Here is a 25,587-nt window from a genome sequence, read left to right on the forward strand (position 1 = left end):
CCCGCACACCCGCACACCCGCACACCCCGGCGACAGCCCGCCGGCCCGCGCGCACGGGCAACACCCACGCGCGCCCGTCCGCACACACGCGCACCCGTCCGCACGCCCGCGCGCGGGCCCGTATGCGTGAAGGGTGGCCGCCGGTCGGCGGCCACCCTTCACGGGAGTGTGTCGGGAGAGGTCAGTGACCTTGCTCGTCGCGGCGGCGCTGCCACCGGTCCTCGATGCGGTTCATCAGCGACCGACGCTGCCGCGGATGGCCACGGCGGAAGTGGCCGCCCTGGCCGTTGCCGCCCGCCGTCTGCTGCTGACCCTGCTCACCGGGCTTCGGCGCCTTGCGCCAGCCGGTCACCGCGAGCACGGCACAACCGAGCATGACGAGGAACCCCACCACGCTGATCCAGATCTGCTGGGCCACCATTCCGGCCATGAGGAGCGCGATACCCACCAGAAAACCGGCCACCGCCTGGTAGACCCGTCGCCGGGTGTACTGGCGCAGCCCGCTTCCCTCAAGCGCTGTCGCGAACTTGGGATCTTCGGCGTACAGCGCTCGCTCCATCTGCTCGAGCATTCGCTGCTCGTGCTCCGAGAGCGGCACGGAGTCCTCCTACTCGTCGGTCGCGGGGGGCGACCGGGGTGCGACCCTTTCAGGATAGGCAGGGAATCGCCCCCGTGAAACCCGCCCCTCTGCGCCAATTCGCCATGACGGGCCGCCACGGCAACGCAGAGGGTGGGAGGTGCATTCCCCGGCCTCCTGTGCGCCATGCCGGACCGTGTTCCCCGATCATACGGGGCAATGCGTCTGATCGGGTGGCGTGTGGCCTACTGCATCCATCGATCCTTGCCGATCAGAGCGCTGCGGCAGCGCCCGTGGCTCCCTCGTGCGGGGTACGCAACAGGCGCTCCGCCCCGGCCGCTCGAGCGGCTTCCGGCCTGCCGTGCCGTTACGGACCTGCGCGGACCGGCCCGGACCGGCCCGGACCTGCGTGCGCACCGGTGCGGCCCACGGAGCGGAGCCGTCACGTACGCGGCCCCCGAGTCGTCATCCTCACGACGTGAGGCGGTACTTGCCCGGCGCCGGCCCGCGGAAGGTGCCGGCGAAGGATACGGGCTCAGTCCAGGTCCCGCTCGGCGAGCACATGGAGTTGGCTCGCCACCGCGCGGAAGGCGGGGAGTTCGGCGGCCGCCTCCTCCAGCTTGAGCAGGGCGTCGGCGGCACCCGGCTCGGTGTCGACGAGCACGCCCGGTACGAGGTCGGCGAAGACCCGTACCCCGTGCACCGCTCCGACCGAGAGCCCCGTGGCGGTGACCAGGCCGGTGAGCTGCTCCGGGGTGAACCGGCGAGGCACGGGGTCGCCGTCCCCCCAGCGGCCCTCGGCGTCGGTGAGCGCGTGCCGCGCCTCCGTGAAGTGACCCGCGAGGGCACGGGCGAGTACGGCTCCGCCGAGTCCGGCGGCGAGCAGGCTCAGGGTCCCGGCCGGCCGGAGCGCCTCGACGGCGTGCCGCACGCTTTCCGCCGGGTCGTCCACGTACTCCAGGACGCCGTGGCACAGCACGACGTCGTAACCGCTGCGCTCGGCGACGTCGAACAGGCCCTGGGTGTCGCCCTGGACGCCGCGCACCCGCTCGGCGACCCCGGCCTCGGCGGCGCGCCGCTCCAGCGCGAACAGCGCGTTGGGGCTCGGGTCGACGACGGTGACGCGGTGGCCCAGCTGGGCAGCGGGCACGGCGAAGTTGCCGGTGCCGCCCCCGGTGTCGAGGACGTCCAGACTCTCCCGGCCTGCGGCTTTCACCCGGCGGTCCAGGGCCTCCTGGAGCACCTCCCAGACCACGGCGGTGCGGAGGGTGGCGCGGGGGCGCATCGGGTCGGACACAGCGAGTGGCTCCTCGGCGCGGGACCGCCGCGGACGGCGGGAAGCGAACTGGTGCGGGTGGTTCCCACCCTATGACCTCCGGAGCCTATTGCCGTCAGGCCGTGCTGCCGCTGTCAGGCCGTACTGCCCGGTGCCCACCCCTCATCGGAGGCGTCTGCCGTCCGCGACGGCGGCAGCACCGGGCGCAGCAGGAGCATCCGCTCGACGATGCGCAGGAACATCCCGGCGTCCCGCAGCAGGTCGTCGGCGTCCCGGTGTCCGGCCGCGCCCTCTATCCCCGCCTCCGCGCGGGCCCGGCGGTCCGCGCCGGACGCGAACAGCAGGCTCCACTCGGCGAGTTCGGGCGCGACCTCGGGCAGCACCTCCCAGGCGCTGCGGATGGGACGGCGGCGGCGTGAGGCAGCGCTCCCGCGGCGCGGGGGCGGAGGCTCGGGCCTGCCGCGGACCGCGAGCACCGCGGCGGCTATGCGGAGGGCGGCGAGGTGCGCGGTCGCGTACCGCTCGTTCGGGTCCGTCAACTCGGCGGCCTCACCGAGGCCCTTGTGGGCCTGGGCGAGCAGTCCGAGCGCTTCGGGTGGCGCGGCGTCGCGGCGGACGACGGGGTGCACATCGCTCGCGGAACCGCTCTGCACGGAGTCGGGGCGGGGCGTGGAGGAGTCGGGGCGGGGCGCGCGGCGTCGGCGCGCCGACTGGAGTGACGGCGCGGTGCCTGCCTCGGGCGCGGGGCTCGGGCGACGGGCGGGACTGACCATGACGAACCTCCTGTCGTCGTGGACGGCTCTCAGCCGTATGCCCACATCGTGGGGCACACCACTGACAATCGGCCCTGACCTGCAGTTTCCTCGCCTCCGACGGGATCAGGCGGTCACTGGCCCGCCCGGCCCGTACGGTCAACGGCCGCGCCCTGCCACGCGATCACCCCCCCTCTCCCCAACCCCCCCTGTGCGGGGTTCGCGCACCATGGGGCATACTTTTGAACTGACCAGTCAGTTCAAAGGAGGGGTACCGTGGACAGCACCCCGCACGGGGCAGCGGTCACGGCCGTGAAGTTCGGCGTCAAGGGCCCTCGGGGCTGGGCGTTCCAGGACATCGGCCTCGACGCAGGGCCCGGCTCCCTCATCGCCGTGACGGGCCCCTCGGGCTCGGGCCGCACCAGCCTTCTGCTCGCGCTCACCGGGCGTATGCGCCCCGCCGCGGGCCACGCCGACGTCGCCGGGCTGCGGCTGCCCCAGAAGATGGCCGCCGTCCGCAGGATCAGCGCGCTCGGCCACGTACCCGGTGTCGCCGAGCTCGATCCGGCGCTGACCGTGACCGAGCACATGCGTGAACGGGCCCTGCTGCAGCGGCGGTTCAACGGTTCCCTGCGCGCCCTGCTCCGCCCCCGGCACGAACGCGCGGAGCAGGCCCAGCGCCTGATCGACGCCGCGCTCGAAGCGGCCGGGCTGGACCTCGCCTCGCTCCCGAAGGGTCCGCGCACGGTCGTACGGGACCTGGAGCGGCTGGAGGCGCTGCGCCTCTCGGTCGCCCTCGCCCTCATCGAGCGGCCCCGCCTCCTCGCCGTCGACGACACGGACATGAAGCTCTCCGACGAGGAGCGCGCGCAGGCGTGGGCGATGCTCCGCGGCGTGGCGGAGGACGGGACGACGGTCCTGGCCGTCTGCAGCGAGGCGCCGGAGGGTGCGGTGGTCGTCTCCACCGACGCCGGGACCGACGCCGCACCCGGCACCTCCGACGACGCCGCACCCGGCACCCCCACCGCGAAGCGGGAAGACGCCGACCGCACCGACGGCGGACCCACCCCCACCGACGACGCCCGCACCGGGACCACCCCGCACGACACCGAGACCGAAGAAGGGGCAGCCGATGCGCTCGCCGAAACTCGCCGCGCTTGAGCTCAAGCGCTTCGGCAGGGGCAAGCTCCCGCGCGCCGCGCTCGTGGCCCTGCTGCTCCTGCCCCTGCTCTACGGCGCGCTGTACCTGTGGTCGTTCTGGGACCCGTACGGCCGCCTGGACCGGATCCCCGTCGCCCTCGTCAACTCCGACCGGGGCGCCACCGCCGAGGGCCGCCAGGTCACCGCGGGCGACGAGATCGTCAAGGGTCTGCGGGACAGCGAGACCTTCGAGTGGCACGAAGTGAGCGCCGACGAGGCGCGCGAGGGGGTCGAGTCGGGCACGTACTACCTCTCCCTCACCGTGCCGTCCGACTTCAGCAAGCGCATCGCGTCGAGCTCGGGCGACCACCCGGAGACCGGGGCGCTCAAAGTCCGCACCAACGACGCGAACAACTACATCGTGGGGCAGATCTCCCGGAGCGTGTTCTCCGAGGTGCGCTCCGCCGCGTCCACGAAGTCCGCCCGGACCTTCCTCGACAAGATCTTCATCTCCTTCTCCGACATCCACGGGGCGACGGCGAAGGCCGCGAAGGGCGCCGACACCCTCGACGGCGGGATCGGCAAGGCCAAGAAGGGCACGGACAAGCTCGCGAACGGCCTGACGGACGCGAAGGACGGCAGCCGGGACCTCAAGAACGGCGTCACCAAGCTGCACACCGGATCGCGCAAGCTCAAGGACGGTTCGCAGAAGGTCGCCGACGGCACCCACCGGCTGGCCGGCAAGGTCAACACCGCGGCGGACAAGGCCGGTCCGTTCCTGAAGAACCACGGTGACGAGATCGCGACCGGCGCCCGGCACGTCGCCGAGGCCAGCCGGACGCTCAAGAAGGACCTCGACAATCTGCCGTCCCGGGCCGCCACCGCGGCCGAGGAGACCCGCCGGATTTCCGACCGGGTGGCGGAGCGGTACGAGCACAACTGCAAGGGCACGGTCGAGCTCGACCTCCTCGCCGACTGCGCGGACCAGAAGAAGCTCGTGGACGCGGCCGACCAGGCGGCGGACGCGGCCGAGGACTTCAACGACCTCGTCCAGGACCACAAGAACCTGGACGAGCTGGGCGACCACCTCGACGCCCTCACCCGCATGGCCACCGGTCTCGCCGAGCGCGCCCCCACCCTGGGCCAGGACCTCGACGCGGCCGTCGCGAAGGTCAACGCGCTCGACAAGGGCGCCCAGGCCGTCGCCAAGGGCGCCCGTGAGATCCACACCGGCCTGGGTTCCGCCCAGGACGGCTCCTCCGAACTCGACAGCGGCATCGGCCGGTTGTCGCAGGGGGCGAACACGCTCGACGGCGGGATGTTCAAGCTGGAGGACGGCTCCGGCAAGCTGGCGGGCGGTCTGCACGACGGTGCGAAGAAGATCCCGGACTACGACGAGCGGGAGCGGGACGCCCGTACGGCCGTGATGGCCGACCCCGTGCAGCTCGCCTCGCAGTCCATGCACCAGGCGCCCAACTACGGGACCGGCTTCGCCCCGTACTTCATCCCGCTGTCCCTCTGGGTCGGCGCGATGGTCGCCTACATGATCATCCAGCCGCTCAACCGCCGTGCCCTGGCCGTCGGTTCGTCGCCCTGGCGGATCGCCCTGGCGGGCTGGCTGCCGGTCGCCGCGCTCGGGATGCTGCAGACGGGCGCGCTGATGTCCGTGCTGCACTGGGGGCTCGGCCTGGAGATGGCGCGCGCGGCCGGGACGGTCGGGTTCCTCCTCCTGACCACGGCCTGCTTCGCCGCCATCGTCCAGTGGCTCAACGCACGCTTCGGTCCCGCGGGCCGGATCCTCGTCCTCGCGCTGCTGATGCTCCAGCTCACCTCGGCGGGCGGCACGTACCCGGTGCAGACGAGCCCCGGCTTCTTCAACGCCATCCACCCCTTCCTCCCGATGACGCATGTCGTCGAGGGCCTGCGGCGCCTCATCAGCGGCGGCGGGCTGGAGCCGGTGTGGCAGGGGACGGCGGTGCTGGTCGCGTACACGCTCGGGGCGCTCGCCCTCACCGCGTGGTCGGCCCGGCGCAAGCAGGTGTGGACGCTCGACCGGCTGCACCCGGAGCTGAGTCTGTGATGTCCGCCACCGGAACACGCCCCGCGACGGGCAGAATCGACGCCATGAACAGCAGCACGACGCGACGCCGCCAGGCAACGCGCACGAAGCTCTACGAGGCGGCCGTCACGCTCATCGCCGAGAAGGGCTTCTCGGCCACCACGGTCGACGAGATCGCCGACCGCGCCGGCGTCGCGAAGGGCACGGTCTACTACAACTTCGCCAGCAAGACCGAGCTCTTCGAGGAGCTGCTGCGGCACGGGGTGGGGCTGCTCACCGACTCGCTGCAGCGGGCCGCGGACGAGGTGATCGAGGGCGGCGGCAGCCGGGTGGACGCACTGGACGCGATGATCCGCGCCGGTCTCGTCTTCATCGACCGCTACCCGGCCTTCACCCAGCTCTACGTGGCGGAGCTGTGGCGGACCAACCGCGCCTGGCAGTCGACGCTGATGGTGGTGCGGCAGCAGGCGGTCGCGGTGGTGGAGAACGTCCTGCGCGAGGCCGTCGAGAGCGGTGAGCTGAACGACGAGATCGACGTACCGCTGACGGCCGCGGCCCTGGTGGGCATGGTGCTGGTGGCGGCGCTGGACTGGCAGGCGTTCCAGCCGGAACGGTCGCTGGACGATGTGCACGCGGCGCTGTCCCGGCTCCTCCAGGGTCGGGTCAGCGGGGGCTGACGGCGAACCGGGCCCGTGCCTCCGCGGCGGGAACCAGCCGCGACAGCCGCCACAGAAGCCGAAGCGGAACCTGAAGCTGAAGAACCGAAAGCGCCGCCCGGCGCGGCTCGATCCCCCCGAGCCGTGACAGGGCGGCGCTTCCCCCGTTCCCCCGTGATCCCCCGTTCCCCCGAATCGCGGGCGTCCTCCCGAGCCCCCCGTGGCCCCGGGCATCTCCCCGTGATTCCCCCTCCGTCCGGGGAGCCGCGCCGTTCCGCCGCCCCGTGCCGGCAGTGCCGGCGCCGCGCCCCTTCCGTGGTCTCCACTCTTCCGTTCGCGCAGGTCGTCGCCCATCCGCGCAGCTACTCAACCAGGTGGATAGGTACCCCTACTCAGTTCCTGGGTTCCCGTCCTCACGCGCGCGCGGGGGCGCTCGGTAGGGTCTCGTCCCATGGCACGTATTGCGGTGATCGGCGCCGGCATGGGCGCGATGGCGGCCGCGGCTCGGCTGGCCGTTGCAGGCCACCAGGTCGCGGTGTACGAACGCGGGGAGACCTACGGCGGCGGTGTCCGCCGCTTCGAGCGCGAGGGCTTCGGCTTCGACACCGGCCCCGGCCTCCTCCATCTGCCCGCCGTCTACCGCGACTTGTTCGTCAAGACCGGCAAGGAGCCCCTGGAGAGCTGCGTGGAGCTCTCCCAGGTCGACCCCGCGAGCCGGCACGTCTTCGCCGACAGCACCGACGTCTCGCTGCCGAACGCCTCGCGCGCGGGCGTCGTCAGCGCGCTGGACGCCGCGCTCGGCGCGGGCGCGGGCGAGCGCTGGAGCGACCTGGTCAACCGTGCGCGGGACGTCTGGGACGCGACCCGCCGTCCGCTGCTCGAGGAGCCGCTGCGGGACGACTGGCGCACGCTCGCCCGCGACCCGTACCCGGCCGTGCGCCGCGGCCTGCTGCGGCGCGGCGCCCGTACCCTCGCGGAGGTCGCGGACCGCGAACTGGAGGACCCGCGGCTGGGCGCCCTGCTGGAGAGCCACGCGCTGGCGTACGGGATCGATCCGCGCGACGCCCCGCCGAGCGCGGCGATCCTGCCGTACGTGGAGCAGACCTTCGGGAGCTGGTACGTCCGCGGCGGCATGCGCGCGCTCGCCCACTCCCTCTACGAACGCTGCCTGGCGCGGAAGGTGGAGTTCACCTTCGGTGCCGAGGTCGACGTCATCACGGAGAAGGACGGCAGGGTGTCGGGCCTGCTGCTGGTCGACGGCACGGAGGTGGACGCCGATCTGGTCGTCGCCGGTGTCGACCCCTGGGTGCTCGCGGTCATGGTGGGCGACTCCCCCGTGGCCTACACCCGTCTGTACGAGGCGAGCGACGTCCTGCCGCGGCTGCGCCGTCCCCGCGCCCGCTTCACGGTCCTGCTCGCCCTGAGGGGCGCACGGCCCGCGGGGACCGCGCACCGCACCGTGGTCCACGCGGCCGACCGGGACGCGGAGTTGGCCTCGGTCTTCGGCACCGGTGGGGGCCCGGCCGAGCGGCGCGCCCCGTGCGACCGGCCGACGGTCACGGTGCTGCGCCCCGACGACCCGACGCAGCGCCCGGACGACGAGCACGAGGCGGTCACCCTCTCGGTGACCGTGCCGGGCCACGCGGAGGAGGCGCCGGACTCGATCGACTGGTCGGCGGACGGCGTCGCCGAGGACTTCGCGGAGCGGGTGATCTCCGTGGCGGAAGCCGCGATACCGGATCTCCGCGAGCGGCTCATGTGGTCCGAGATCCGCACGCCCGCGGACGCCGCCGACGAGACGGGGGTGGCGGGCGGCGCCGTACCGGGGCCCGCCCTGGCCGGTGCCCGCGGGGAACACCTCCGCGCGGCCAACCGCACGCGGCTGCCCGGGCTCTACACGGTCGGCGGCTGGTACCACCCGGGCGGCGGGCTCGCGCACGCCGGAATGTCAGGGGCGCTGGTGGCCGGTCTCATCGTCGAAGGGGACGACTGGCGCGGCTCGGAGTGACGGAGTCCGGGGACGGGACCGGTTGCCGGTCCGCCTCCGCCCGGTCCCCCTCGGTCAGTAGCGGTACTGGTCCCCGTAGCCGTTGCCGTAGCCCTGCTGGTACGGGTACCCCTGCTGCTCGTCCGGCAGTTCGCCGGGCTGCTGCTGGTCCCCTGCCCCCGGCTGCTGGGGGGCCCACACCCCGCCGGGCGGGGTGTCGCCGTACTGCTGCTGCCCCTGGTACTGATCCTGGGCGCCCGTGCCGTACGAGTCCGCGTACTGGCTGAAGTCGTACCCCTGTCCGCCGTAGGAGGCGTACGACGAGTCGTAGCCCTGCGCACCGGTGTCCGTCCCCAGATACGGGTCGGTGTACGCCTGGTACTGCCCCGTGCCGTAGTCGTACTGCCCCGCGGCCGCGTAGTTGCCCTGGTCACCCAGGGGGTCCTGCTGCTGGGCGTACCCGTACGCGGGCGTGGTCGCATAGGCGCCGGTGGCCGCGTACGAGCCGTTGTCCCGGCCGGCGCCCAGGCCGTCGTAGGCCGCGTCGCTGTAGACCCCGTACTGGCCGGTGTCGTCCGGCATGGGCTGCGGCTGGTAGATCCCGCCGGGCTCCTGGCCGAAGGCCGCTTGGCCGACGGGCTCCTGGCCGGCGGCCTCCTGGCGGTAGTCCTCGTACCGCTCGTCCCCGGGCGCTTCCAGGTCGGAGACCTCGAGCGTGGGGTCGGCGTACTCGGCGCGCTCGTCCTCCTCGTCCTTGCGGCGCCGGTTCTCGACGATGCCGTTGCGCAGGGCCCAGCCGGTGGAGAAGCCGCGCCGGAAGGAGAGCGTGACGTAGGTCTGGCCGACCGCGAAGGCGGCGGCGCCCGCCCCGATGACGTAGACGGAGGGCATCAGCACGCCGACGACCACGCCGAGGAAGCCGACGAAGGCGAGCAGGCGCCAGCGCAGCCGCGCCTTGTACTGCAGGAGGACTTCGCCGAGCAACCAGAGCGCAACGACGCCAAATGCGATGTAGAGGACCGTCCAGCCCATGTCCGCCCCTCTTCCGCCGCTTTCCGGCCTAGCCGTCAGGACTGTTGGGACAGTCCCAGATTCTCGTAGATTTCCAGGGTCGCTGTGGAGTGGTTGAGCGTAATGAAATGCAACCCGGGGATGTCTTCCGACATCAACCGGGCGCACAGCTCCGTCGCGTACTCGATCCCCACCGAGCGTACAGCGGCCGGGTCGTCTTTGACCGAGAGGATACGTTCGGCCAGCTCGGGCGGGAAAGTGGCATTGCTGAGCTGGGCGAATCGCTCGATCTGGCGGACGTTGGTGACCGGCATGATCTCCGGGATGATCGGCGTGCTGCAGCCTGCGGCCTCCACGCGGTCGCGCAGCCGGAGATAGTCGTCGGCGTAGAAAAACATCTGGGTGATGGCGAAATCAGCACCGGCGCGGCATTTGTCCACGAAGTGACGGACGTCGCTGTCCCAGTCCGTCGACCGCGGGTGCATCTCCGGGAACGCGGCGACGCCGACACAGAAGTCGCCCGACTCCTTGATGAGCCGGACGAGATCGGCGGCGTAGTCGACCCCCTGAGGGTGGGCCACCCACTCGCCCATGGGATCGCCCGGCGGGTCGCCGCGCAGGGCCAGCATGTTCCGGATCCCGGCGTCGGCGTAGCGGCCGATGACGTTGCGCAGCTCGGCGAGGGAGTGGTTGACGGCGGTGAGGTGGGCGACGGGGGTGAGGGTGGTGTCGGTCGCGATGCGCTCGGTGGCCCGTACGGTGCCGTCACGGGACGAGCCGCCGGCTCCGTAGGTCACGGACACGAAGGTGGGGGCGACGGCCTCGATGCGGCGAATGGCCTTCCAGAGGGTCCGTTCACCCTTCTCCGTCTTCGGTGCGGCGAACTCGAACGAATAGGACTGCTTACCTGAGGCAAGCAGGTCACGGACGGTACGCGCGCGGTCCATCCTGGTGGACGCAGTGCCAAGGGCCATAGGGGCAGATTAACCAGCGGCGGGGCGCAGCCCCAACAAAAGCCGACGATATGCCCGGTTGGCCTGACTCATGTCCACCACTCGGACAGCTCGTCCGGTTACGCACCGCGCTCGGCGCCACCGCCACACCCCGCTGCCGCACGGTGACGCCCTGCTGCTGTCGCGCTCAGGCGTACGTCACGCTCCGCGCTCGCGCAGCCGCTTCGCCAGATCCGCGGTCGCGGCCGCCGGGTCGTCCGCGTCCGTGATCGCCCGGACGACGACGACCCGCCGCGCCCCGGCGTCGAGCACCTCGTCCAGGTTGGCGGTGTCGATGCCCCCGATCGCGAACCAGGGCCGTACGGGCTCCAGCGACGCCGCGTACCGCACCAGCGGCAGACCGGGGGCATGACGGCCGGGCTTGGTGGGGGTGGGCCAGCACGGTCCGGTGCAGAAGTAGTCGACGCCGGGCTCGGAGACCGCCGCGTCGACCTCAGCCTCGGCATGCGTGGACCGCCCGACGACCACGGAGTCGCCGAGAATCGTGCGGGCCGCGGGAACGGGCAGGTCGCCCTGGCCCAGGTGTAGGACGGAGGAGCCGCTCGCATGCGCCACGTCGGCCCGGTCGTTGACGGCGAGGAGTCTGCCGTGGCGGCGGCAGGCGTCGGCGAAGACCTCGAGGTGCTCCAGCTCCTCGGCGGCCTCCATGCCCTTGTCGCGGAGTTGCACGATGTCGACCCCGGAGGCCAGGACCGCGTCCAGGAACTCGGGCAGGTCGCCCTGGCGCTTGCGTGCGTCGGTGCAGAGGTAGAGCAGGGCGTCGGCGAGCTGGTCGCGGGCGGTGGGAGCTGCGGCGGCCATGGGTTCCCCTCCCCGGGTCGGCGGTGTGCGGGCCGGAGGTCCGGCCCGCACACCGTACGGGGTGGCTCGTCGGGCCTGCGACGAGGTGCGGCTCCGCGGCGGGCGCCGGTGTGGGCGAACGCCATGGGTGGCCGCGCCCCGGGCAGGCGCTTCTTCACGCGCTTCTTCACGCCCGGGCAGCGGCGGCCCGGACGTACGCGCTCACGCATCCGCGCCGCGGCCCGACGCCGGCCGTCACCGCATGCGGCAGCAGGCCGTCACCGCATGCGCCAGGAGGCCGTCACCGCGCGCGGCAGCCGGCCGTCACGCTCGCGGCTTCGGACACCACGGTCGGCGCGGTGCCTCGGGCAGGTCGGTCCCGCGCGCGGACCGTGCGGTACGGGCCGCGCGGCGCGGTGCCGTCGGACCTGGATGCGGCGTCGGTACGCGGTGCGGCGTCGTCAGACGGCGAGCGCCTGGGCGCGGCGCTTCACCTCGGTGCCGCGGTTCTCGCGCAGGGCCTGGGCCGGGGTACCGGGGAGGGTCGGGTCGGGCGTGAACAGCCACTCCAGCATTTCCTCATCGGTGAAGCCGTCGTCCTTGAGGAGCGTCAGCGTCCCGGCGAGGCCCTTCACGACCTTGCCGTCGCCGATGAAGTCGGCGGGCACCTGCAGGACCCGGTTCTCACCGCGGCGGACCGCGATGAGCTGCCCTTCCTTCACGAGCTGCCTGACGCGGGTCACCTCGACCCCGAGCCGTTCGGCGATGTCGGGGAGGGTGAGCCAGGCGGGAACGAGCGCATCGGTCTTGGTGTCAATCTCGGTCACGGACACCAGCCTGCCATCCCCGGCTGACAGCCGGTAGCAGAGCGCGGCCGGGCGGGGCCGATCGCCGGTCCCTCGCCCCGTCCACGGCACGGTCCGTCACGGGTCCGTCACGGACCGGTCATAGGCCCGCGCGGGGTTCCCGCATGCGGGACTGCTCCGCCTCGGCCCAGTGCAGCAGCCGCGGCCCAGGACGCCGGCCTCAGCCCAGGACAGCGGCCTTCAGCGGCACGGACGGGTCCGCCGCCCGCTCGGGGTCGATCCGCGCGCCCTGCTGGATGAGCCGGCGCCCCTGCGCCAGATCCCGCGGCCGGCCGACCGCCAGCAGCGCCACCAGGGCCCCGTCGCGCAGCCAGCACACCGACCACGAGGCACCGGACGGGTCGCCGCGCCAGACCGTGGCGTCGGCGGCGGCGTGGTGGCCCGCGTACTGGACGAAGCGCCCGAACTGCTCGGACCAGAAGTAGGGCACCGGGTCGTAGACGGAGCCCGCCGTCTCCTCGCCGACGATGTTGGCGGCGACCGTGCGCGGCCCCTGCAGGGCGTTGTCCCAGTGGTGCACGAGCAGGCGTACGCCGTAGCGGCCGGACGGGAAGGAGGCGCAGTCGCCGACCGCGTAGACGTCGGGCTGCGAGGTGCGCAGGCGCTCGTCGGCGCGGACGGAGCCGTCGGGGCACAGCTCCACACCCGAGTTGCTCAGCCAGGCCGTCGTGGGGCGGGCGCCGATGCCGACGAGTACGGCGTCCGCGCGCAGCCGCTGCCCGTCCTCGAGCACCACCGCACCCGCCTCGACCGCCGCCACCCGTGCGCCGGTGATCAGCCGGGCCCCGCTGTCGGCGTACCAGGCCGGCATGTGCTCGGCGACCTCGGCCGGGAGGGCCCCGGCGAGCGGCCGGTCCGCGGCCTCGACGACGGTCACCGGGCAGCCGGCCTCGCGCGCCGCGGTCGCGAACTCCGCGCCGATCCAGCCCGCTCCGACGACCACGACCTCCTGCCGCCCCTCCAGTACGGGCCGCAGGCGTTCGGCGTCGTCGAGGGTGCGCAGCACGTGGACACCGGGCTCGGCCTCGGTGCCGGGCAGGGTGACGGGTTCCGCGCCGGTGGCGATGACCAGCGTGTCGTACGGGACGGGTCCGTCGGCGGTCTCCAGGACGTGCTGGTCGGGACGGAGCCGGGTGACGTGGCGGCTGAGCAGCAGGTCGATGCCCAGCGCGGGGAAGTCGATCTCGAGGGCGGAGCCGTCGGCCTTGCCGAGCAGGACGGCCTTGGAGAGCGGTGGCCGGTCGTACGGCTCGTGCGACTCGGCGCCCAGCAGCGTGATCGCGCCCCTCCAGCCCCGCTCGCGCAGGGCGACCGCGGTCTGCACCCCGGCCATTCCGGCGCCGACGATCACGACTCGCTGCTCTGGCTGCTTGTCATCGCTCACACGATCACTCTAGGACGGCGACGGGGGCGGGCCGCAGACGTGCGCATCGAGATCTCTGACACACCATCACGTACGACGAGGCGTGCCGCAGGCCGGGCGCCCCCGGCGCACGCCGGGGGCCGCTCCCTTACTCCCCGCCGGAGCCAGGGACTATGGTGGCGGGTCGAGAGCACACGCGGGAGCCCGGACGCACCGGGCTGAGAGGGAGGCTGGGCGGCCTCCGACCGTACGAACCTGATCCGGGTCATGCCGGCGAAGGGAGGGGCCAGGCGCCCATGCACGCATCCGGGAACAGCAGTTCACCCAGGACTCCCCGCCAGGGCCACGGTGCCCCCGCGGCCTACGACGTCCTCGTCGTCGGGGGCGGGATCATCGGCCTGGTCACGGCTTGGCGCGCGGCGCGGCGCGGGCTGCGCACCGCGGTCGCCGATCCGTCGCCGGCCGGAGGCGCCGCACAGGTCGCCGCCGGAATGCTGGCGGCGGTCACCGAACTCCACTACGGCGAGGAGACCCTGCTCGGTCTCAACCTCGCCTCCGCCGAGCGCTACCCGGACTTCGCCGCCGAGTTGCAGGAGGCGAGCGGGCTGGACATCGGCTACCGCGCCTGCGGCACCCTCGCCGTCGCGCTGGACGCCGACGACCGCGCGCATATGCGCGAACTCCACGCACTGCAGCTCCGGTACGGGCTCGACTCGCAGTGGCTGACCGGGCGCGAATGCCGCCGTCTCGAGCCGATGCTCGCGCCGGGCGTCCGCGGCGGGCTGCGCGTGGACGGTGACCACCAGACCGACCCCCGCCGCCTCGCCGCCGCCCTTCTCAAGGCCTGCGAGCGCGGCGGAGTGGACCTGCACCGCTCCTGGGCCCGGCGGCTCACGACACTGCGGGACCGGGCCACCGGCGCCGTGCTCGACGACGGAACCGCACTCGTCGCGGAGCAGACCGTCCTCGCGGCGGGGAGCTGGAGCGGACGGCTCGACGGGGTGCCGGAGGACGTGGTGCCGCCGGTCCGCCCGGTCAAGGGGCAGGTGCTGCGGCTGCGCGTCCCCGACGCGTACGCGCCGTTCCTCTCGCGGACGGTACGGGCCGTGGTGCGCGGCGGGCAGGTCTACCTCGTACCGCGGGAGAGCGGCGAGCTGGTGATCGGCGCCACGAGCGAGGAGCTGGGCTGGGACACCACGGTCACCGCGGGCGGGGTCTACGAACTGCTGCGTGACGCCCATGAGTTGGTGCCCGGCCTCACCGAACTCCCGCTCGTCGAGACCTGCGCGGGGCTGCGTCCCGGTTCGCCGGACAACGCGCCCCTGCTGGGGCCGACCGAACTCCCCGGCCTGCATCTGGCGACCGGGCACTACCGCAACGGTGTGCTGCTCACGCCGGTCACGGGCGACGCGATGGCCGAGGTGCTGGCCACCGGTGAACTCCCCGAGGAGGCCCGCCCGTTCGCCCCGTGCCGATTCCCGTCCGCATCCCGCCGACTCCAGGAGTTGCCCGTATGACCGTCTCCGTGAACGGGGAACCGCGGGACGTGCCCGCGGGGACCACCCTCGACGAGGTGGTCGCGACCCTCACCACCGCACCGTCGGGCGTCGCCGCCGCGCTCAACGAGACCGTCGTGCCGCGCGGCCAGTGGGCCGGTACGGCGGTGGGCGACGGCGACCGCGTCGAAGTGCTCACCGCTGTCCAGGGAGGCTGATCCGGACGATGACCGACACCGCGTTCCGCAACGCACCGCACGACAGCGCGGAGGGAACCCGCGCGGCCGGGACCGGCCCGGCCTCCGACCCGCTGACCATCGACGGGACCACCTTCGCGTCCCGGCTGATCATGGGCACGGGCGGCGCCCCGAGCCTGGAGGTGCTGGAGCACGCGCTCATCGCCTCCGGCACCGAACTGACCACGGTGGCGATGCGGCGCCTGGACCCGACCGTGCACGGCTCGGTGCTCTCCGTACTGGACCGGCTCGGCATCCGTGTCCTGCCCAACACCGCCGGCTGCTTCACCGCCGGTGAGGCCGTACTGACCGCCCGGCTCGCCCGCGAGGCGCTCGGCACCGACTGGATCAAGCTGGAGGTCGTGGCGGACGAGCGCACGCTGCTGCCCGATCCGGTCGAGCTGCTGGACGCGGCGGAGACGCTGGTCGACGACGGCTTCACCGTGCTCCCGTACACCAACGACGACCCGGTCCTGGCCCGGAAGCTCCAGGACGCGGGCTGCGCCGCGATCATGCCGCTGGGCTCCCCCATCGGCTCCGGGCTCGGCATCCGCAACCCGCACAACTTCCAGCTCATCACCGAGCACGCGAGCGTCCCCGTGATCCTCGACGCGGGCGCGGGCACCGCATCGGACGCGGCGCTGGCGATGGAGCTGGGCTGTGCGGCGGTCATGCTCGCCTCGGCCGTGACCCGGGCCCAGGAGCCCGTGCTGATGGCGGAGGCGATGCGCCACGCGGTCGAGGCGGGCCGGCTGGCGCGGCGCGCGGGCCGGATCCCGCGGCGCCACTTCGCCGAGGCGTCCTCGCCTACGGACGGCGTCGCGGTGCTGGACCCGGAGCGGCCGGCGTTCACGTGACCTGACCGGGGCGGCCGGCGCCGCGCCGCCACGAGGCGGTCCGGTCCACGACCCGCGCCGCGCCACCCCCGGGCGGCTAGCGTGGGAGCGGAGACCCGAGACCGGAGGTGCCCTGTGAGCGTCGACCTGATCGAGCGCGAGGCGTACGTCTCCGCCCCGGTGGAGCGGGTCTGGCGGGTGCTGACCACGGCGGAGCACATCCGGACCTGGTACGCCTTCGGGGGCGCCGAGGTGGATCTCCGCCCGCGCGGGGCGCTGCGTTTCCGCTGGGACGAGCACGGGGAGTTCCACGCGCGCGTCGAGCTGGTCGAGGCCCCCACCCGGTTCGTCTTCCGGATGGCCGCCAACCCCGACCAGCCGCCCGAGCGGGGCGACGCGACCCTGGTGGAGTTCACGCTGGCACCCGAGGGCGAGGGCACCCGCGTCACCGTCGCCGAGACGGGGATCGAGGCACTCGACGTGCCCGATGAGGCCAAGGCGCAGCACGCGGAGTACGCGCGCCTGGCATGGACGGCGGCGCTGGAGGAGCTGGGCGCCCTCGCCGCCGCGTCCCACGGCTGACCCGGCCCTCACGCCGGACGGCTCCCCCTGAGGTCGGCTGTCACCGTTCCGCTGCAGTCCGGAACGCTAGGGGTCCTGGTGGACCGGTGTGTCCGTGATGGCTCGTAGACTGCGTGATCGTGGATACGACCCTCCAGGACCCGCTCGTCGGGCAGGTGCTCGACGGCCGCTACCGCGTGGACGCACGGATCGCCGTCGGCGGCATGGCCACGGTCTACCGGGCCGTGGACACCCGTCTCGACCGGGTGCTGGCCCTCAAGGTGATGCACCCGGGCCTCGCCTCGGACAGCGCGTTCGTCGACCGCTTCATCCGTGAGGCCAAGTCGGTGGCCCGGCTCGCCCACCCCAACATCGTGGGCGTCTACGACCAGGGCACCGACGGCCACTACGTCTACCTGGCGATGGAGTACGTCGCCGGGTGCACGCTGCGCGACGTGCTGCGCGAGCGCGGCGCCCTGCAGCCGCGGGCCGCCCTCGACATCCTGGAGCCCGTCCTCGCGGCCCTCGGCTCCGCCCACCGCGCCGGCCTCGTCCACCGGGACATGAAGCCGGAGAACGTCCTCATCGGCGACGACGGCCGCGTCAAGGTCGCCGACTTCGGGCTCGTCCGGGCCGTGGACACCAACACCACCGCCTCCTCCGGGTCCCTTCTCGGCACTGTGTCGTATCTCGCACCCGAGCAGATCGAGCACGGCACCTCCGACACCCGCGCCGATGTCTACGCCTGCGGCGTCGTGTTCTACGAAATGCTCACCGGCGCCCGCCCGCACAGCGGCGACACCCCCGCCCAGGTGCTCTACCAGCATCTGCACGAGGACGTCGCCCCGCCGTCCGCGGCCGTGCCCGGGCTGGCTCCCCAGCTCGACGGCCTGATGGCGGCGGCCACCGCCCGCAGCCCGGAGCTGCGCCCCGTCGACGCGGTGGCGCTGCTCGCGGCCACCCGTGACGTCCGGGTCACGCTCACCGACGAGCAGCTCGACGCCGTACCGCCGCAGGCCGTGGCGGACGCCGGCGGGACCGCCGGATCCGAGAACCGTACGAGCGTCATCCCGCGCGTGGCCGGGGCGTCGAGCCGCGATGACGCGATGAACCGGACCAGCCTCCTGGACATGGCTCCCGAAGACCCCTCCGGGCCACCGCCCGCGGGGCGGGGCGCGGGCCGTGCGCGGCGGCGTCCCCCGCAGCGCGGTGTGCTCGCCCTCGTGGCGGCCGTACTGCTGGCGCTGGGGATCGGCGCGGGCGTCTGGTACATCAACTCCGGCCAGTTCACGCGCGTCCCCGGGGTGCTGGCGATGGAGCGGGCCGAGGCGGAGAAGAAGCTCAAGGACGAAGGGCTCGACGTCCGCGCCACCGAGGACTACAGCGCCAATGTGGACCGGGGCAAGGTCATCGACACCGACCCGGCGCCCGGCAAGCGCATCCGCGGCAACGGCACCGTCACGATCATCGTCTCCAAGGGCCCGGAGGTCGTGAAGATCCCGAGCCTGGAGGGCATGACGCTCGCCAAGGCCAGGGCGGAGCTGCGGAAGCTGGGCCTGGCCCCCGGCATCGTCCGCCGGGAGTTCAGCGACCAGGCGCCGCAGGGCACCGTCCTCCGTACGGAGCCGGGCTCCGGTGTGAAGCGCAAGCCCGGCTCCGCCGTGGCGATCACCGTCAGCAAGGGCGAGCCGATCGAGGCGCCGGACGTGGTCGGCGACGCGGTCGAGGACGCCACGAACGAACTCCGCGAGAACGGGCTGAAGGTGAAGGTGGCGCCCACGCGCGTCTTCTCCGATCAGGACAAGGGCGCGGTCGCCGTCCAGTCCCCGGGTGAGGGCAAGCAGCTCGCGACGGGCGACACGGTCACGCTGACGGTCTCCAAGGGCCAGGAGATGGTCGAGGTGCCGGACGTCGAGGGCACCAAAGAGGCCGACGCCAAGCGGCAGTTGGTGAAGGCCGGGTTCACGGTCGACGTCACGCGCTTCTTCTTCGGGGACACCGTCTTCGACCAGTCGGTGGACGGCGGGGACAAGGCCCCCAAGGGCAGCGAGATCACCATCCGCGTGCGGTGAGGCGGCTGCGGCGTCCCGCGGGCGGGGCGTCGGGGGCTGCACTCCGCCCGGTGAGGACGGCACGGCCGCCATGGGATCCTGGACGGTGTGAGCAGCAGCCGCATCCCCCGCCCCCGTAACCCCGTCGGCAGCCATGTCCCCGTGGCCGGCGGTCTCGCCTCCACCGGGCTGTCCTACGCCCGCGAGATCGGCGCCGAGACCGTGCAGGTCTTCGTGGCGAATCCGCGCGGCTGGGCGACGCCCGCGGGCAATCCGCGCCAGGACGAGGCGTTCCGCGCGGAGTGCGCCGAGGAGAACATCCCGGCGTACGTCCACGCCCCGTACCTGATCAACTTCGGGTCCCACACCGAGGCGACGGCCGACCTGTCGGTGGCGTCGCTGCGCCACTCCCTGCGCCGCGGCCGCGACATCGGCGCGCTCGGCGTCGTCGTCCACACCGGCTCGGCGACCGGCGGCCGGACGCGGGCGACCGCCCTCGCGCAGGTGCGCGAGCTGATGCTGCCGCTGCTGGACGAGCTGACCCACGACGAGGACCCCTGGCTGCTGCTGGAACCGACGGCCGGCCAGGGATCCTCCCTGTGCTCGCTCGTCGCCGATCTCGGCCCGTACTTCGAGGTGCTGGAACGCCATCCGCGCCTCGGCGTCTGCCTGGACACCTGCCATGTCTTCGCGGCCGGGCACGACCTGGCCGCGCCCGGCGGGGTCAAGGCCCTGCTCGACGAGCTCGTCGACACCGTGGGCGCGGGCCGCCTCCGGCTGATCCACGCGAACGACTCCAAGGACGTGGCCGGTGCCCACAAGGACCGGCACGAGAACATCGGCACGGGCCACATCGGGGCCGACCCGTTCGGCGACCTCTTCGGACACCCGGCGACCGAGGGCGTACCGCTGGTGATCGAGACCCCGGGCGGCACGCCGGGTCATGCGGCGGACGTGGCCCGGCTGAAGCAGCTGCGCGACGCCTGAGCCCTGCCTCGGCGACCGGTCCGCGACCGGTCCAGGGTCGGTTCATGGAGTCCGGGAATACCCCCAGGGGGTATATTGCTGGGTACGGGTGACAGAGACGGCCACTCAGCCCCGGGAGCCCAGCGATGGAGCAGCACGTCAACGGCGAGCAGGACGTTCACGGCGGACAGCACGCACAGGACGAGCGCGCCGGAGGCCACCCCCCGGGCGGCGCCGACTGGCCCACGGCCGCGCGGGCGACCCTGCACTGCCTCACCGGATGCGCCATCGGCGAGGTCGTCGGCATGGCCATCGGTACGGCCCTGGCCTGGCACAACGCTCCGACGATGACGCTGGCGATCGTGCTGGCGTTCCTCTTCGGCTACTCGCTCACGGTCTTCGCAGTGCTCCGCTCCGGCCTCGACTGGAAGAGCGCCCTGAAGGTCGCCCTGGCCGCCGACACCCTCTCCATCGCGATCATGGAACTGGTCGACAACGTCATCGTCGCGCTCACCCCGGGAGCCATGGACGCCGAACTGTCCGACGGTCTCTTCTGGGGCGCCCTGGCCTTCGGTTTCCTCATCGCCTTCCTGATCACCACACCCGTCAACAAGTGGATGATCGGCCGCGGCAAGGGCCACGCGGTGGCGCACGCCTACCACCACTAGCAGGTACGACCGCGGACGGCCCGGGGCTAGAACTCCGGGCCGTCGCCCGGCTCCTCCTGGTACGAGTAGCGCTGCTCGCTCCACGGGTCCCCGACGTTGTGGTAGCCGCGCTCCTCCCAGAAGCCGCGGCGGTCCGCCGTCATGTACTCGACGCCGCGGACCCACTTGGGGCCCTTCCACGCGTACAGATGAGGCACGATCAGCCGCACCGGGAAGCCGTGCTCGGCGGTCAGCAGCTCACCGCCCTTGTGGGTGGCGAAGATGGTGCGGTCGGAGGCGAAGTCGGAGAGCCGGAGGTTGGAGCTGAACCCGTACTCGGCCCACACCATCACATGGGTGACGTCGTCGGCGGGCGGCGCGAGGTCGAGGATCGTGGCGGCGGCGATGCCGCCCCATTCGGCCCCCACCATGCTGAATTTCGTGACGCAGTGAAGATCGGCCACGACCGTCGCGTACGGCAGAGCCGTGAACTTCTCATGGGTCCAGCAGTGTTTCTCGCCGTCCGCGGTGGCGCCGAAGACCCGGAACTCCCAGCGGTCCGGCTTGAACTTGGGGACCGGACCGTAGTGCGTGACCGGCCAGCCGCGCTGCAGCCGCTGCCCCGGAGGAAGCTGGACCTGTGCCCCTTCGCGGCTTTCCGGCTGACCCATGACTCCATGGTGACAGACCGCGAAGGGTGGTCGTGACCAGGCCAATACCGAGAGGAGCAACTCGTACTAAGCATGCACTTACTGGATCACGCGGGCGGGCGGTGCGAGGATGCGCGCATTGCGCCGTACTTCTCTGGAAGGAGCCTCTGCGATGCAGGGCGACCCCGAGGTCATCGAGTTCCTGAACGAGCAACTGACCGCCGAGCTGACCGCGATCAATCAGTACTTCCTGCACGCCAAGCTGCAGGAGAACTACGGCTGGACGAAGCTCGCGAAGTACACCCGTGCCGAATCGTTCGACGAGATGAAGCACGCCGAGATCCTGACGGACCGGATCATCTTCCTCGAGGGGCTGCCGAACTACCAGCGGCTGTTCCATGTGCGGGTGGGGCAGACGGTCACCGAGATGTTCCAGGCCGACCGGCAGATCGAGGTGGAGGCCATCGACCGCCTCAAGCGCGGAGTCGAGGTCATGCGGAACAAGGGCGACATCACGTCGGCCAACATCTTCGAGTCGATCCTCGCCGACGAGGAGCACCACATCGACTATCTCGACACCCAGCTCGAGCTGGTGGAGAAGCTCGGTGAAGCGCTCTACCTCGCCCAGCTCATCGAGCAGCCCGAGAGCTGACCGGGTGGCGTCACGCCGATCAAGGTCGTCGCGCCCGGGCCGTACGGATCAGGCGGCGTCGGCCGCGAGCACACCGGAGACCGGCCGGGCCGTTTCGGCTGCGACCGCGGGATCGGCCGTCAGCACGCCGGGCTCCCCCTGGTCGACCAGCTCACGCCGCGGGCAGGCGCCACGGCCGAGCAGCGCCTGGATGCGGCGCACGCACGAGCCGCAGTCGGTGCCGGCCTTGCAGGCACCGGCGATCTGACGAGGGGTGCAGGCGCCGGATCCCACATGCTCGCGCACCTGCTTCTCGGTGATGCCGAAGCATGAGCAGACGTACACACGGTCTCCCGATGATCAATAAGGTTACCCTTACCTTACCCGGCTAAGGGGGGCCTTACAACGCCGTGGGGCGCGGATCTCTGTGATCCGCGCCCCACGGCGTTGACTGCTGCGATCAGCGACCGGTCACTGGTCCCGGTACATCTCCGCGACGAGGAAGGCCAGGTCGAGCGACTGGCTGCGGTTGAGCCGGGGGTCGCACGCCGTCTCGTAGCGCTGGTGCAGATCGTCGACGAAGATCTCGTCGCCGCCGCCCACGCACTCGGTGACGTCGTCGCCGGTCAGCTCGACGTGGATGCCGCCCGGGTGGGTGCCCAGGCCCTTGTGGACCTCGAAGAAGCCCTTGACCTCGTCGAGCACGTCGTCGAAGCGCCGCGTCTTGTGGCCGGAGGCCGCCTCGAAGGTGTTGCCGTGCATCGGGTCGCAGACCCAGGCCACCTGCGCGCCGGAGGCGGTGACCTTCTCGACCAGCTCCGGGAGCCGGTCGCGGATCCGGTCCGCGCCCATACGGGTGATGAAGGTCAGCCGGCCCGGCTCGCGGTCCGGGTCGAGCCGCTCGATCAGCGTGAGCGCGTCCTCCGGCGTGGTCGTCGGGCCGAGCTTCACCCCGATCGGGTTGCGGATGCGCGCGGCGAACTCGATGTGCGCGCCGTCGAGCTGCCGGGTCCGCTCACCGATCCAGACCATGTGGCCGGATACGTCGTAGAGGTTCCCGGTGCGCGAGTCGGTACGGGTCATGGCCGACTCGTAGTCGAGGACCAGCGCCTCGTGGGAGGAGTAGAACTCGACCGTCTTGAACTCCTCCGGGTCCACCCCGCAGGCGTTCATGAAGTTCATCGCGCGGTCGATCTCGCGGGCCAGTGCCTCGTAGCGCTGCCCCGACGGCGACGACTTCACGAAGTCCTGGTTCCAGGCGTGGACCTGGCGCAGGTCGGCGTAGCCACCGGTGGTGAAGGCGCGGACGAGGTTCAGCGTCGCGGAGGAGGCGTGGTACATCCGCTTCAGCCGCTCGGGGTCCGGCGTCCGGGCCTCGGGTGTGAACTCGAAGCCGTTGACCGAGTCACCGCGGTACGTCGGCAGGGTCACCCCGTCGCGGGTCTCCGTCGGCTTCGACCGCGGCTTGCTGTACTGACCGGCGATCCGGCCCACCTTCACGACCGGTACGGAACCGGCGTAGGTCAGCACGGCGCCCATCTGCAGCAGCGTCTTGAGCTTGTTGCGGATCTGGTCGGCGCCCACGGCGTCGAAGGCCTCGGCGCAGTCGCCGCCCTGCAGCAGGAACGCCTCGCCCCGGGCGACGGCTCCCAAGCGGGCGCGCAGCTCGTCGCACTCACCGGCGAAGACGAGCGGAGGATACGACTCGAGGTCCGCGATCACATCGCGCAGAGCCTCGGCATCGGGCCACTCGGGCTGCTGCGCCGCGGGAAGGTCTCGCCAGGTGTTTCCACCGGCACGGGAATCAGCGTTCACGGTCACCTTGTCAACATTACGGGGTTCGCAGGAGTGCCCGGTCCGGCGCCCACGAAATGAGACAGCGGGCACGAGGACCGAGACGTCGGCTAAGGTGCACACCATGTTCGCGCACTCGAACCTGTACTGGTGGTGGACCGCTTCCGAGGCGGCCCACTGATCGCGCGTACCTGAGAAGACCACCGCGAAGGCCGCCCCGAGGGGCGGCCTTCGGCGTTTCCGCGGGCTGTCCTTTCGAATCCGGTCATGAACCGATCCGACCGCTGAAGGAACAGCTCACGATGCATACCGACATCCCCGGGCTCCTGCGCCGCCTGACCCGCCCCGGCCACCCGCCCTTCGCCCTGATCCACCGGCGCACGCCCGGCCGCCCCGACGACATGGTCGAGGTGCTGACCGGACCGGTCTCGGACGTGGACACCCTCGCCGGCATCCCGGTCGGCGAAGGCGTGCCGGACGGGCCCGTGACCGACGCGCTGGCCCTCGTCCCGTTCCGGCAGATCCGCGAGCGCGGCTTCGACGTCCGCGACGACGGGACGCCTCTGACCGTGCTGCGGCCCGAGGAGTCCTACGAGCTGCCGCTGGACGCCGTACGGGAAGCACTCCCCGGCCACGACGTGAGCGTCGAGGACGGCGCCTTCGACGTGGGCGACGAGGAGTACGCGGCGATCGTCGAGCGGGTCGTCGAGGACGAGATCGGCCGCGGCGAGGGCGCGAACTTCGTGATCCGCCGCACCTTCCAGGGCGAGATCCCGGGGTACGGCCCCGCGGACGCCCTGGCCCTCTTCCGGCGGCTGCTGGAGGGCGAGCGCGGCGCGTACTGGACGTACGTCGTGCACACCGGCGGCAGCGGTGGGGACGGATCCGGAGGGCGGACGCTCGTCGGGGCCAGCCCCGAGGTCCACGTCCGGATGTCGGGCGGGACGGTGGTGATGAACCCCATCAGCGGGACGTACCGGTACCCCGCGGAAGGGCCCACCGCCGACGGGCTGCTGGCGTTCCTGCACGACCGCAAGGAGGTGGAGGAGCTGTCCATGGTCGTGGACGAGGAGCTGAAGATGATGTGCACCGTGGCGCATCTCGGCGGCGTCGTCGTCGGCCCCCGGCTGAAGGAGATGGCCCACCTCGCGCACACCGAGTACGAACTGCGCGGCCGCAGCGACATGGACGTACGGGACGTACTGCGGGAGACGATGTTCGCCGCGACCGTGACCGGCTCACCGGTGCAGAACGCCTGCCGGGTCATCGAGCGCCACGAACCGCACGGCCGCGGCTACTACGCGGGAGCGCTCGCGCTCATCGGGCGCGACGCGTCCGGGACGCAGACCCTGGACTCCCCCATCCTCATCAGGACCGCGGACATCGACGCGGACGGCACGCTGCGGGTGCCGGTCGGCGCCACCCTCGTACGCCACTCCGACCCGCACGGCGAGGTGGCCGAGACGCACGCCAAGGCGGCCGGGGTGCTGACGGCGCTCGGCGTACGGAAGGCGCCCCCGCGCACGGCGGGCGGGCCGCGCCCGCGGCTGGCGGACGACCCCCGCGTGCGCGCCGCGCTGGACGCGCGGCGGGCCGACCTCGCGCCGTTCTGGCTGCGGATGCAGCGCCGCGCCGCCGATATCCCGGGGGACGCCCTGGTGATCGACGCCGAGGACACCTTCACCGCGATGCTGGCGCACCTGCTGCGCTCGACCGGGCTGGAGGTGACGGTGCGGCGCTACGACGAGCCGGGGCTGCGGGAGGCGGCACTGTCGCACCCGGGTCCCGTGGTGCTCGGGCCGGGACCGGGCGACCCGGCCGACGCGGCGGATCCGAAGATGCGGTTCCTGCGCGGGCTGACGGCCGAGCTGGTGCGCGGGCACGAGCAGGGGCTGCTGGGGGTGTGCCTGGGCCACGAACTGATCGCGGCCGAGCTGGGGATGGACGTGGTCCGCAAGGACCTCCCCTACCAGGGCGCGCAGGAGCGGATCGACTTCTTCGGGCGCGAGGAGGTCGTGGGCTTCTACAACACCTTCACCGCGCGCTGCGACGGGGCCGTGGAGGCCGAACTGGCCATGCACCGCATCGAGTTGAGCAGGGATCCGGTCTCCGGTGACGTGCACGCGCTGCGCGGACCCGGCTTCGCGGGGGTGCAGTTCCACCCGGAATCCGTGCTGACGCGCGACGGGGCGTCGATCACCGCGGCGCTGCTGGCGGCCGTCCTGGTCTGACGGCGGCG

Annotated in this window: 24 protein-coding genes and 1 riboswitch; of the genes, 13 read left to right on the plus strand and 11 right to left on the minus strand. The window is 72.5% G+C overall.

Annotation, left to right across the window (positions count from 1 at the left end; genetic code table 11):
* Positions 1-181: 181 nt before the first annotated feature.
* From ABZ822_RS16080 to ABZ822_RS16090, 3 genes are all read right to left on the minus strand, one after another.
* Positions 182-598 carry a DUF3040 domain-containing protein gene (locus tag ABZ822_RS16080; RefSeq protein ID WP_360853189.1) on the minus strand — a complete coding sequence of 139 codons (417 nt, stop codon included), beginning with the start codon at positions 596-598 and terminating at the stop codon, positions 182-184.
* A 514-nt stretch (positions 599-1,112) separates the two neighbouring features.
* The gene (locus ABZ822_RS16085) at positions 1,113-1,874 is read right to left on the minus strand and encodes a methyltransferase (RefSeq protein WP_360853192.1); all 762 of its coding nucleotides are present in this window, start codon (positions 1,872-1,874) and stop codon (positions 1,113-1,115) included.
* A gap of 113 nt (positions 1,875-1,987) precedes the next feature.
* Positions 1,988-2,626, minus strand: a complete 639-nt coding sequence (locus ABZ822_RS16090) for an SAV_6107 family HEPN domain-containing protein (RefSeq protein WP_360853194.1) — start codon at positions 2,624-2,626, stop codon at positions 1,988-1,990.
* Positions 2,627-2,881: 255 nt separating this feature from the next.
* Here ABZ822_RS16090 and ABZ822_RS16095 point away from each other — a divergent pair, with 255 nt between their 5' ends.
* The 4 genes from ABZ822_RS16095 (at position 2,882) to ABZ822_RS16110 (ending at position 8,468) form a co-directional block, all read left to right on the plus strand.
* Positions 2,882-3,766 carry an ATP-binding cassette domain-containing protein gene (locus ABZ822_RS16095; RefSeq protein WP_360853197.1) on the plus strand — a complete coding sequence of 295 codons (885 nt, stop codon included), beginning with the start codon at positions 2,882-2,884 and terminating at the stop codon, positions 3,764-3,766.
* Positions 3,738-5,825, plus strand: coding sequence for a YhgE/Pip domain-containing protein (locus ABZ822_RS16100; RefSeq protein ID WP_360853200.1), 2,088 nt, complete (start codon positions 3,738-3,740; stop codon positions 5,823-5,825). Before ABZ822_RS16095 ends, ABZ822_RS16100 begins: the two co-directional genes overlap by 29 nt.
* 44 nt (positions 5,826-5,869) lie before the next feature.
* Entirely contained in the window at positions 5,870-6,481 is a 612-nt protein-coding gene (locus ABZ822_RS16105; protein ID WP_360853203.1) for a helix-turn-helix domain-containing protein, read from the plus strand.
* Between the two features lie 430 nt (positions 6,482-6,911).
* Positions 6,912-8,468, plus strand: a complete 1,557-nt coding sequence (locus ABZ822_RS16110; protein WP_360853206.1) for an NAD(P)/FAD-dependent oxidoreductase — start codon at positions 6,912-6,914, stop codon at positions 8,466-8,468.
* 54 nt (positions 8,469-8,522) lie between these two features.
* Here ABZ822_RS16110 and ABZ822_RS16115 read toward each other — a convergent pair whose 3' ends face one another.
* The 5 genes from ABZ822_RS16115 to ABZ822_RS16135 all read right to left on the minus strand — a co-directional run bounded on the left by ABZ822_RS16115 (position 8,523) and on the right by ABZ822_RS16135 (position 13,501).
* A complete protein-coding gene (locus tag ABZ822_RS16115; RefSeq protein WP_360853209.1) occupies positions 8,523-9,479 on the minus strand; it encodes a hypothetical protein in 957 nt (318 codons plus the stop codon).
* A 35-nt stretch (positions 9,480-9,514) separates the two neighbouring features.
* The gene (gene metF, locus ABZ822_RS16120; protein WP_360853212.1) at positions 9,515-10,432 is read right to left on the minus strand and encodes a methylenetetrahydrofolate reductase [NAD(P)H]; all 918 of its coding nucleotides are present in this window, start codon (positions 10,430-10,432) and stop codon (positions 9,515-9,517) included.
* A gap of 177 nt (positions 10,433-10,609) precedes the next feature.
* The gene (gene thiE, locus ABZ822_RS16125; RefSeq protein WP_360853215.1) at positions 10,610-11,272 is read right to left on the minus strand and encodes a thiamine phosphate synthase; all 663 of its coding nucleotides are present in this window, start codon (positions 11,270-11,272) and stop codon (positions 10,610-10,612) included.
* 440 nt (positions 11,273-11,712) lie between these two features.
* Entirely contained in the window at positions 11,713-12,078 is a 366-nt protein-coding gene (locus tag ABZ822_RS16130) for an Rv2175c family DNA-binding protein (RefSeq protein WP_356180988.1), read from the minus strand.
* A 199-nt stretch (positions 12,079-12,277) separates the two neighbouring features.
* Positions 12,278-13,501: an FAD-dependent oxidoreductase gene (locus tag ABZ822_RS16135; RefSeq protein WP_360853218.1), complete on the minus strand. Its 1,224-nt coding sequence runs from the start codon at positions 13,499-13,501 to the stop codon at positions 12,278-12,280.
* A 174-nt stretch (positions 13,502-13,675) separates the two neighbouring features.
* Positions 13,676-13,763, plus strand: a riboswitch (TPP riboswitch).
* A gap of 13 nt (positions 13,764-13,776) precedes the next feature.
* Here ABZ822_RS16135 and thiO point away from each other — a divergent pair.
* The 7 genes from thiO to ABZ822_RS16170 all read left to right on the plus strand — a co-directional run bounded on the left by thiO (position 13,777) and on the right by ABZ822_RS16170 (position 20,294).
* Positions 13,777-14,997, plus strand: coding sequence for a glycine oxidase ThiO (thiO, locus tag ABZ822_RS16140; RefSeq protein ID WP_360853220.1), 1,221 nt, complete (start codon positions 13,777-13,779; stop codon positions 14,995-14,997).
* Positions 14,994-15,194, plus strand: coding sequence for a sulfur carrier protein ThiS (gene thiS / locus ABZ822_RS16145; RefSeq protein WP_360853223.1), 201 nt, complete (start codon positions 14,994-14,996; stop codon positions 15,192-15,194). Before thiO ends, thiS begins: the two co-directional genes overlap by 4 nt.
* Positions 15,195-15,202: 8 nt before the next feature.
* Positions 15,203-16,069 carry a thiazole synthase gene (locus tag ABZ822_RS16150; protein WP_360853226.1) on the plus strand — a complete coding sequence of 289 codons (867 nt, stop codon included), beginning with the start codon at positions 15,203-15,205 and terminating at the stop codon, positions 16,067-16,069.
* A 114-nt stretch (positions 16,070-16,183) separates the two neighbouring features.
* Positions 16,184-16,630: an SRPBCC domain-containing protein gene (locus ABZ822_RS16155; RefSeq protein WP_360853228.1), complete on the plus strand. Its 447-nt coding sequence runs from the start codon at positions 16,184-16,186 to the stop codon at positions 16,628-16,630.
* A gap of 119 nt (positions 16,631-16,749) precedes the next feature.
* Positions 16,750-18,681 (plus strand): Stk1 family PASTA domain-containing Ser/Thr kinase, encoded by a 1,932-nt coding sequence (gene pknB, locus ABZ822_RS16160; protein ID WP_360853231.1) that lies wholly within the window; start codon positions 16,750-16,752, stop codon positions 18,679-18,681.
* A gap of 87 nt (positions 18,682-18,768) precedes the next feature.
* On the plus strand, positions 18,769-19,647 hold the full coding sequence (locus ABZ822_RS16165; protein ID WP_360853233.1) for a deoxyribonuclease IV: 879 nt from the start codon (positions 18,769-18,771) through the stop codon (positions 19,645-19,647).
* Between the two features lie 125 nt (positions 19,648-19,772).
* Positions 19,773-20,294, plus strand: a complete 522-nt coding sequence (locus ABZ822_RS16170; protein WP_360853236.1) for a DUF4396 domain-containing protein — start codon at positions 19,773-19,775, stop codon at positions 20,292-20,294.
* Positions 20,295-20,320: 26 nt separating this feature from the next.
* Here ABZ822_RS16170 and ABZ822_RS16175 read toward each other — a convergent pair whose 3' ends face one another.
* Positions 20,321-20,944, minus strand: coding sequence for a sulfite oxidase-like oxidoreductase (locus ABZ822_RS16175; RefSeq protein WP_360853239.1), 624 nt, complete (start codon positions 20,942-20,944; stop codon positions 20,321-20,323).
* 151 nt (positions 20,945-21,095) lie between these two features.
* On the opposite strand from ABZ822_RS16175, the gene bfr reads away from it, so the two are divergent.
* The gene (gene bfr, locus ABZ822_RS16180) at positions 21,096-21,575 is read left to right on the plus strand and encodes a bacterioferritin (protein ID WP_360853242.1); all 480 of its coding nucleotides are present in this window, start codon (positions 21,096-21,098) and stop codon (positions 21,573-21,575) included.
* A gap of 48 nt (positions 21,576-21,623) precedes the next feature.
* Here the strand turns inward: bfr and ABZ822_RS16185 are convergent, their stop codons facing one another.
* Both ABZ822_RS16185 and ABZ822_RS16190 read right to left on the minus strand, forming a co-directional pair.
* Positions 21,624-21,899: a (2Fe-2S)-binding protein gene (locus tag ABZ822_RS16185; RefSeq protein ID WP_360853245.1), complete on the minus strand. Its 276-nt coding sequence runs from the start codon at positions 21,897-21,899 to the stop codon at positions 21,624-21,626.
* 126 nt (positions 21,900-22,025) lie between these two features.
* Positions 22,026-23,369 (minus strand): class II 3-deoxy-7-phosphoheptulonate synthase, encoded by a 1,344-nt coding sequence (locus ABZ822_RS16190; RefSeq protein WP_360853248.1) that lies wholly within the window; start codon positions 23,367-23,369, stop codon positions 22,026-22,028.
* A 281-nt stretch (positions 23,370-23,650) separates the two neighbouring features.
* Between ABZ822_RS16190 and ABZ822_RS16195 the strand changes: the two genes are divergently transcribed.
* Entirely contained in the window at positions 23,651-25,579 is a 1,929-nt protein-coding gene (locus tag ABZ822_RS16195; protein WP_360853251.1) for an anthranilate synthase family protein, read from the plus strand.
* Positions 25,580-25,587 lie beyond the last annotated feature (8 nt).

The sequence above is a fragment of the Streptomyces sp. NPDC047108 genome (assembly GCF_040643575.1).
Classification (GTDB): domain Bacteria; phylum Actinomycetota; class Actinomycetes; order Streptomycetales; family Streptomycetaceae; genus Streptomyces.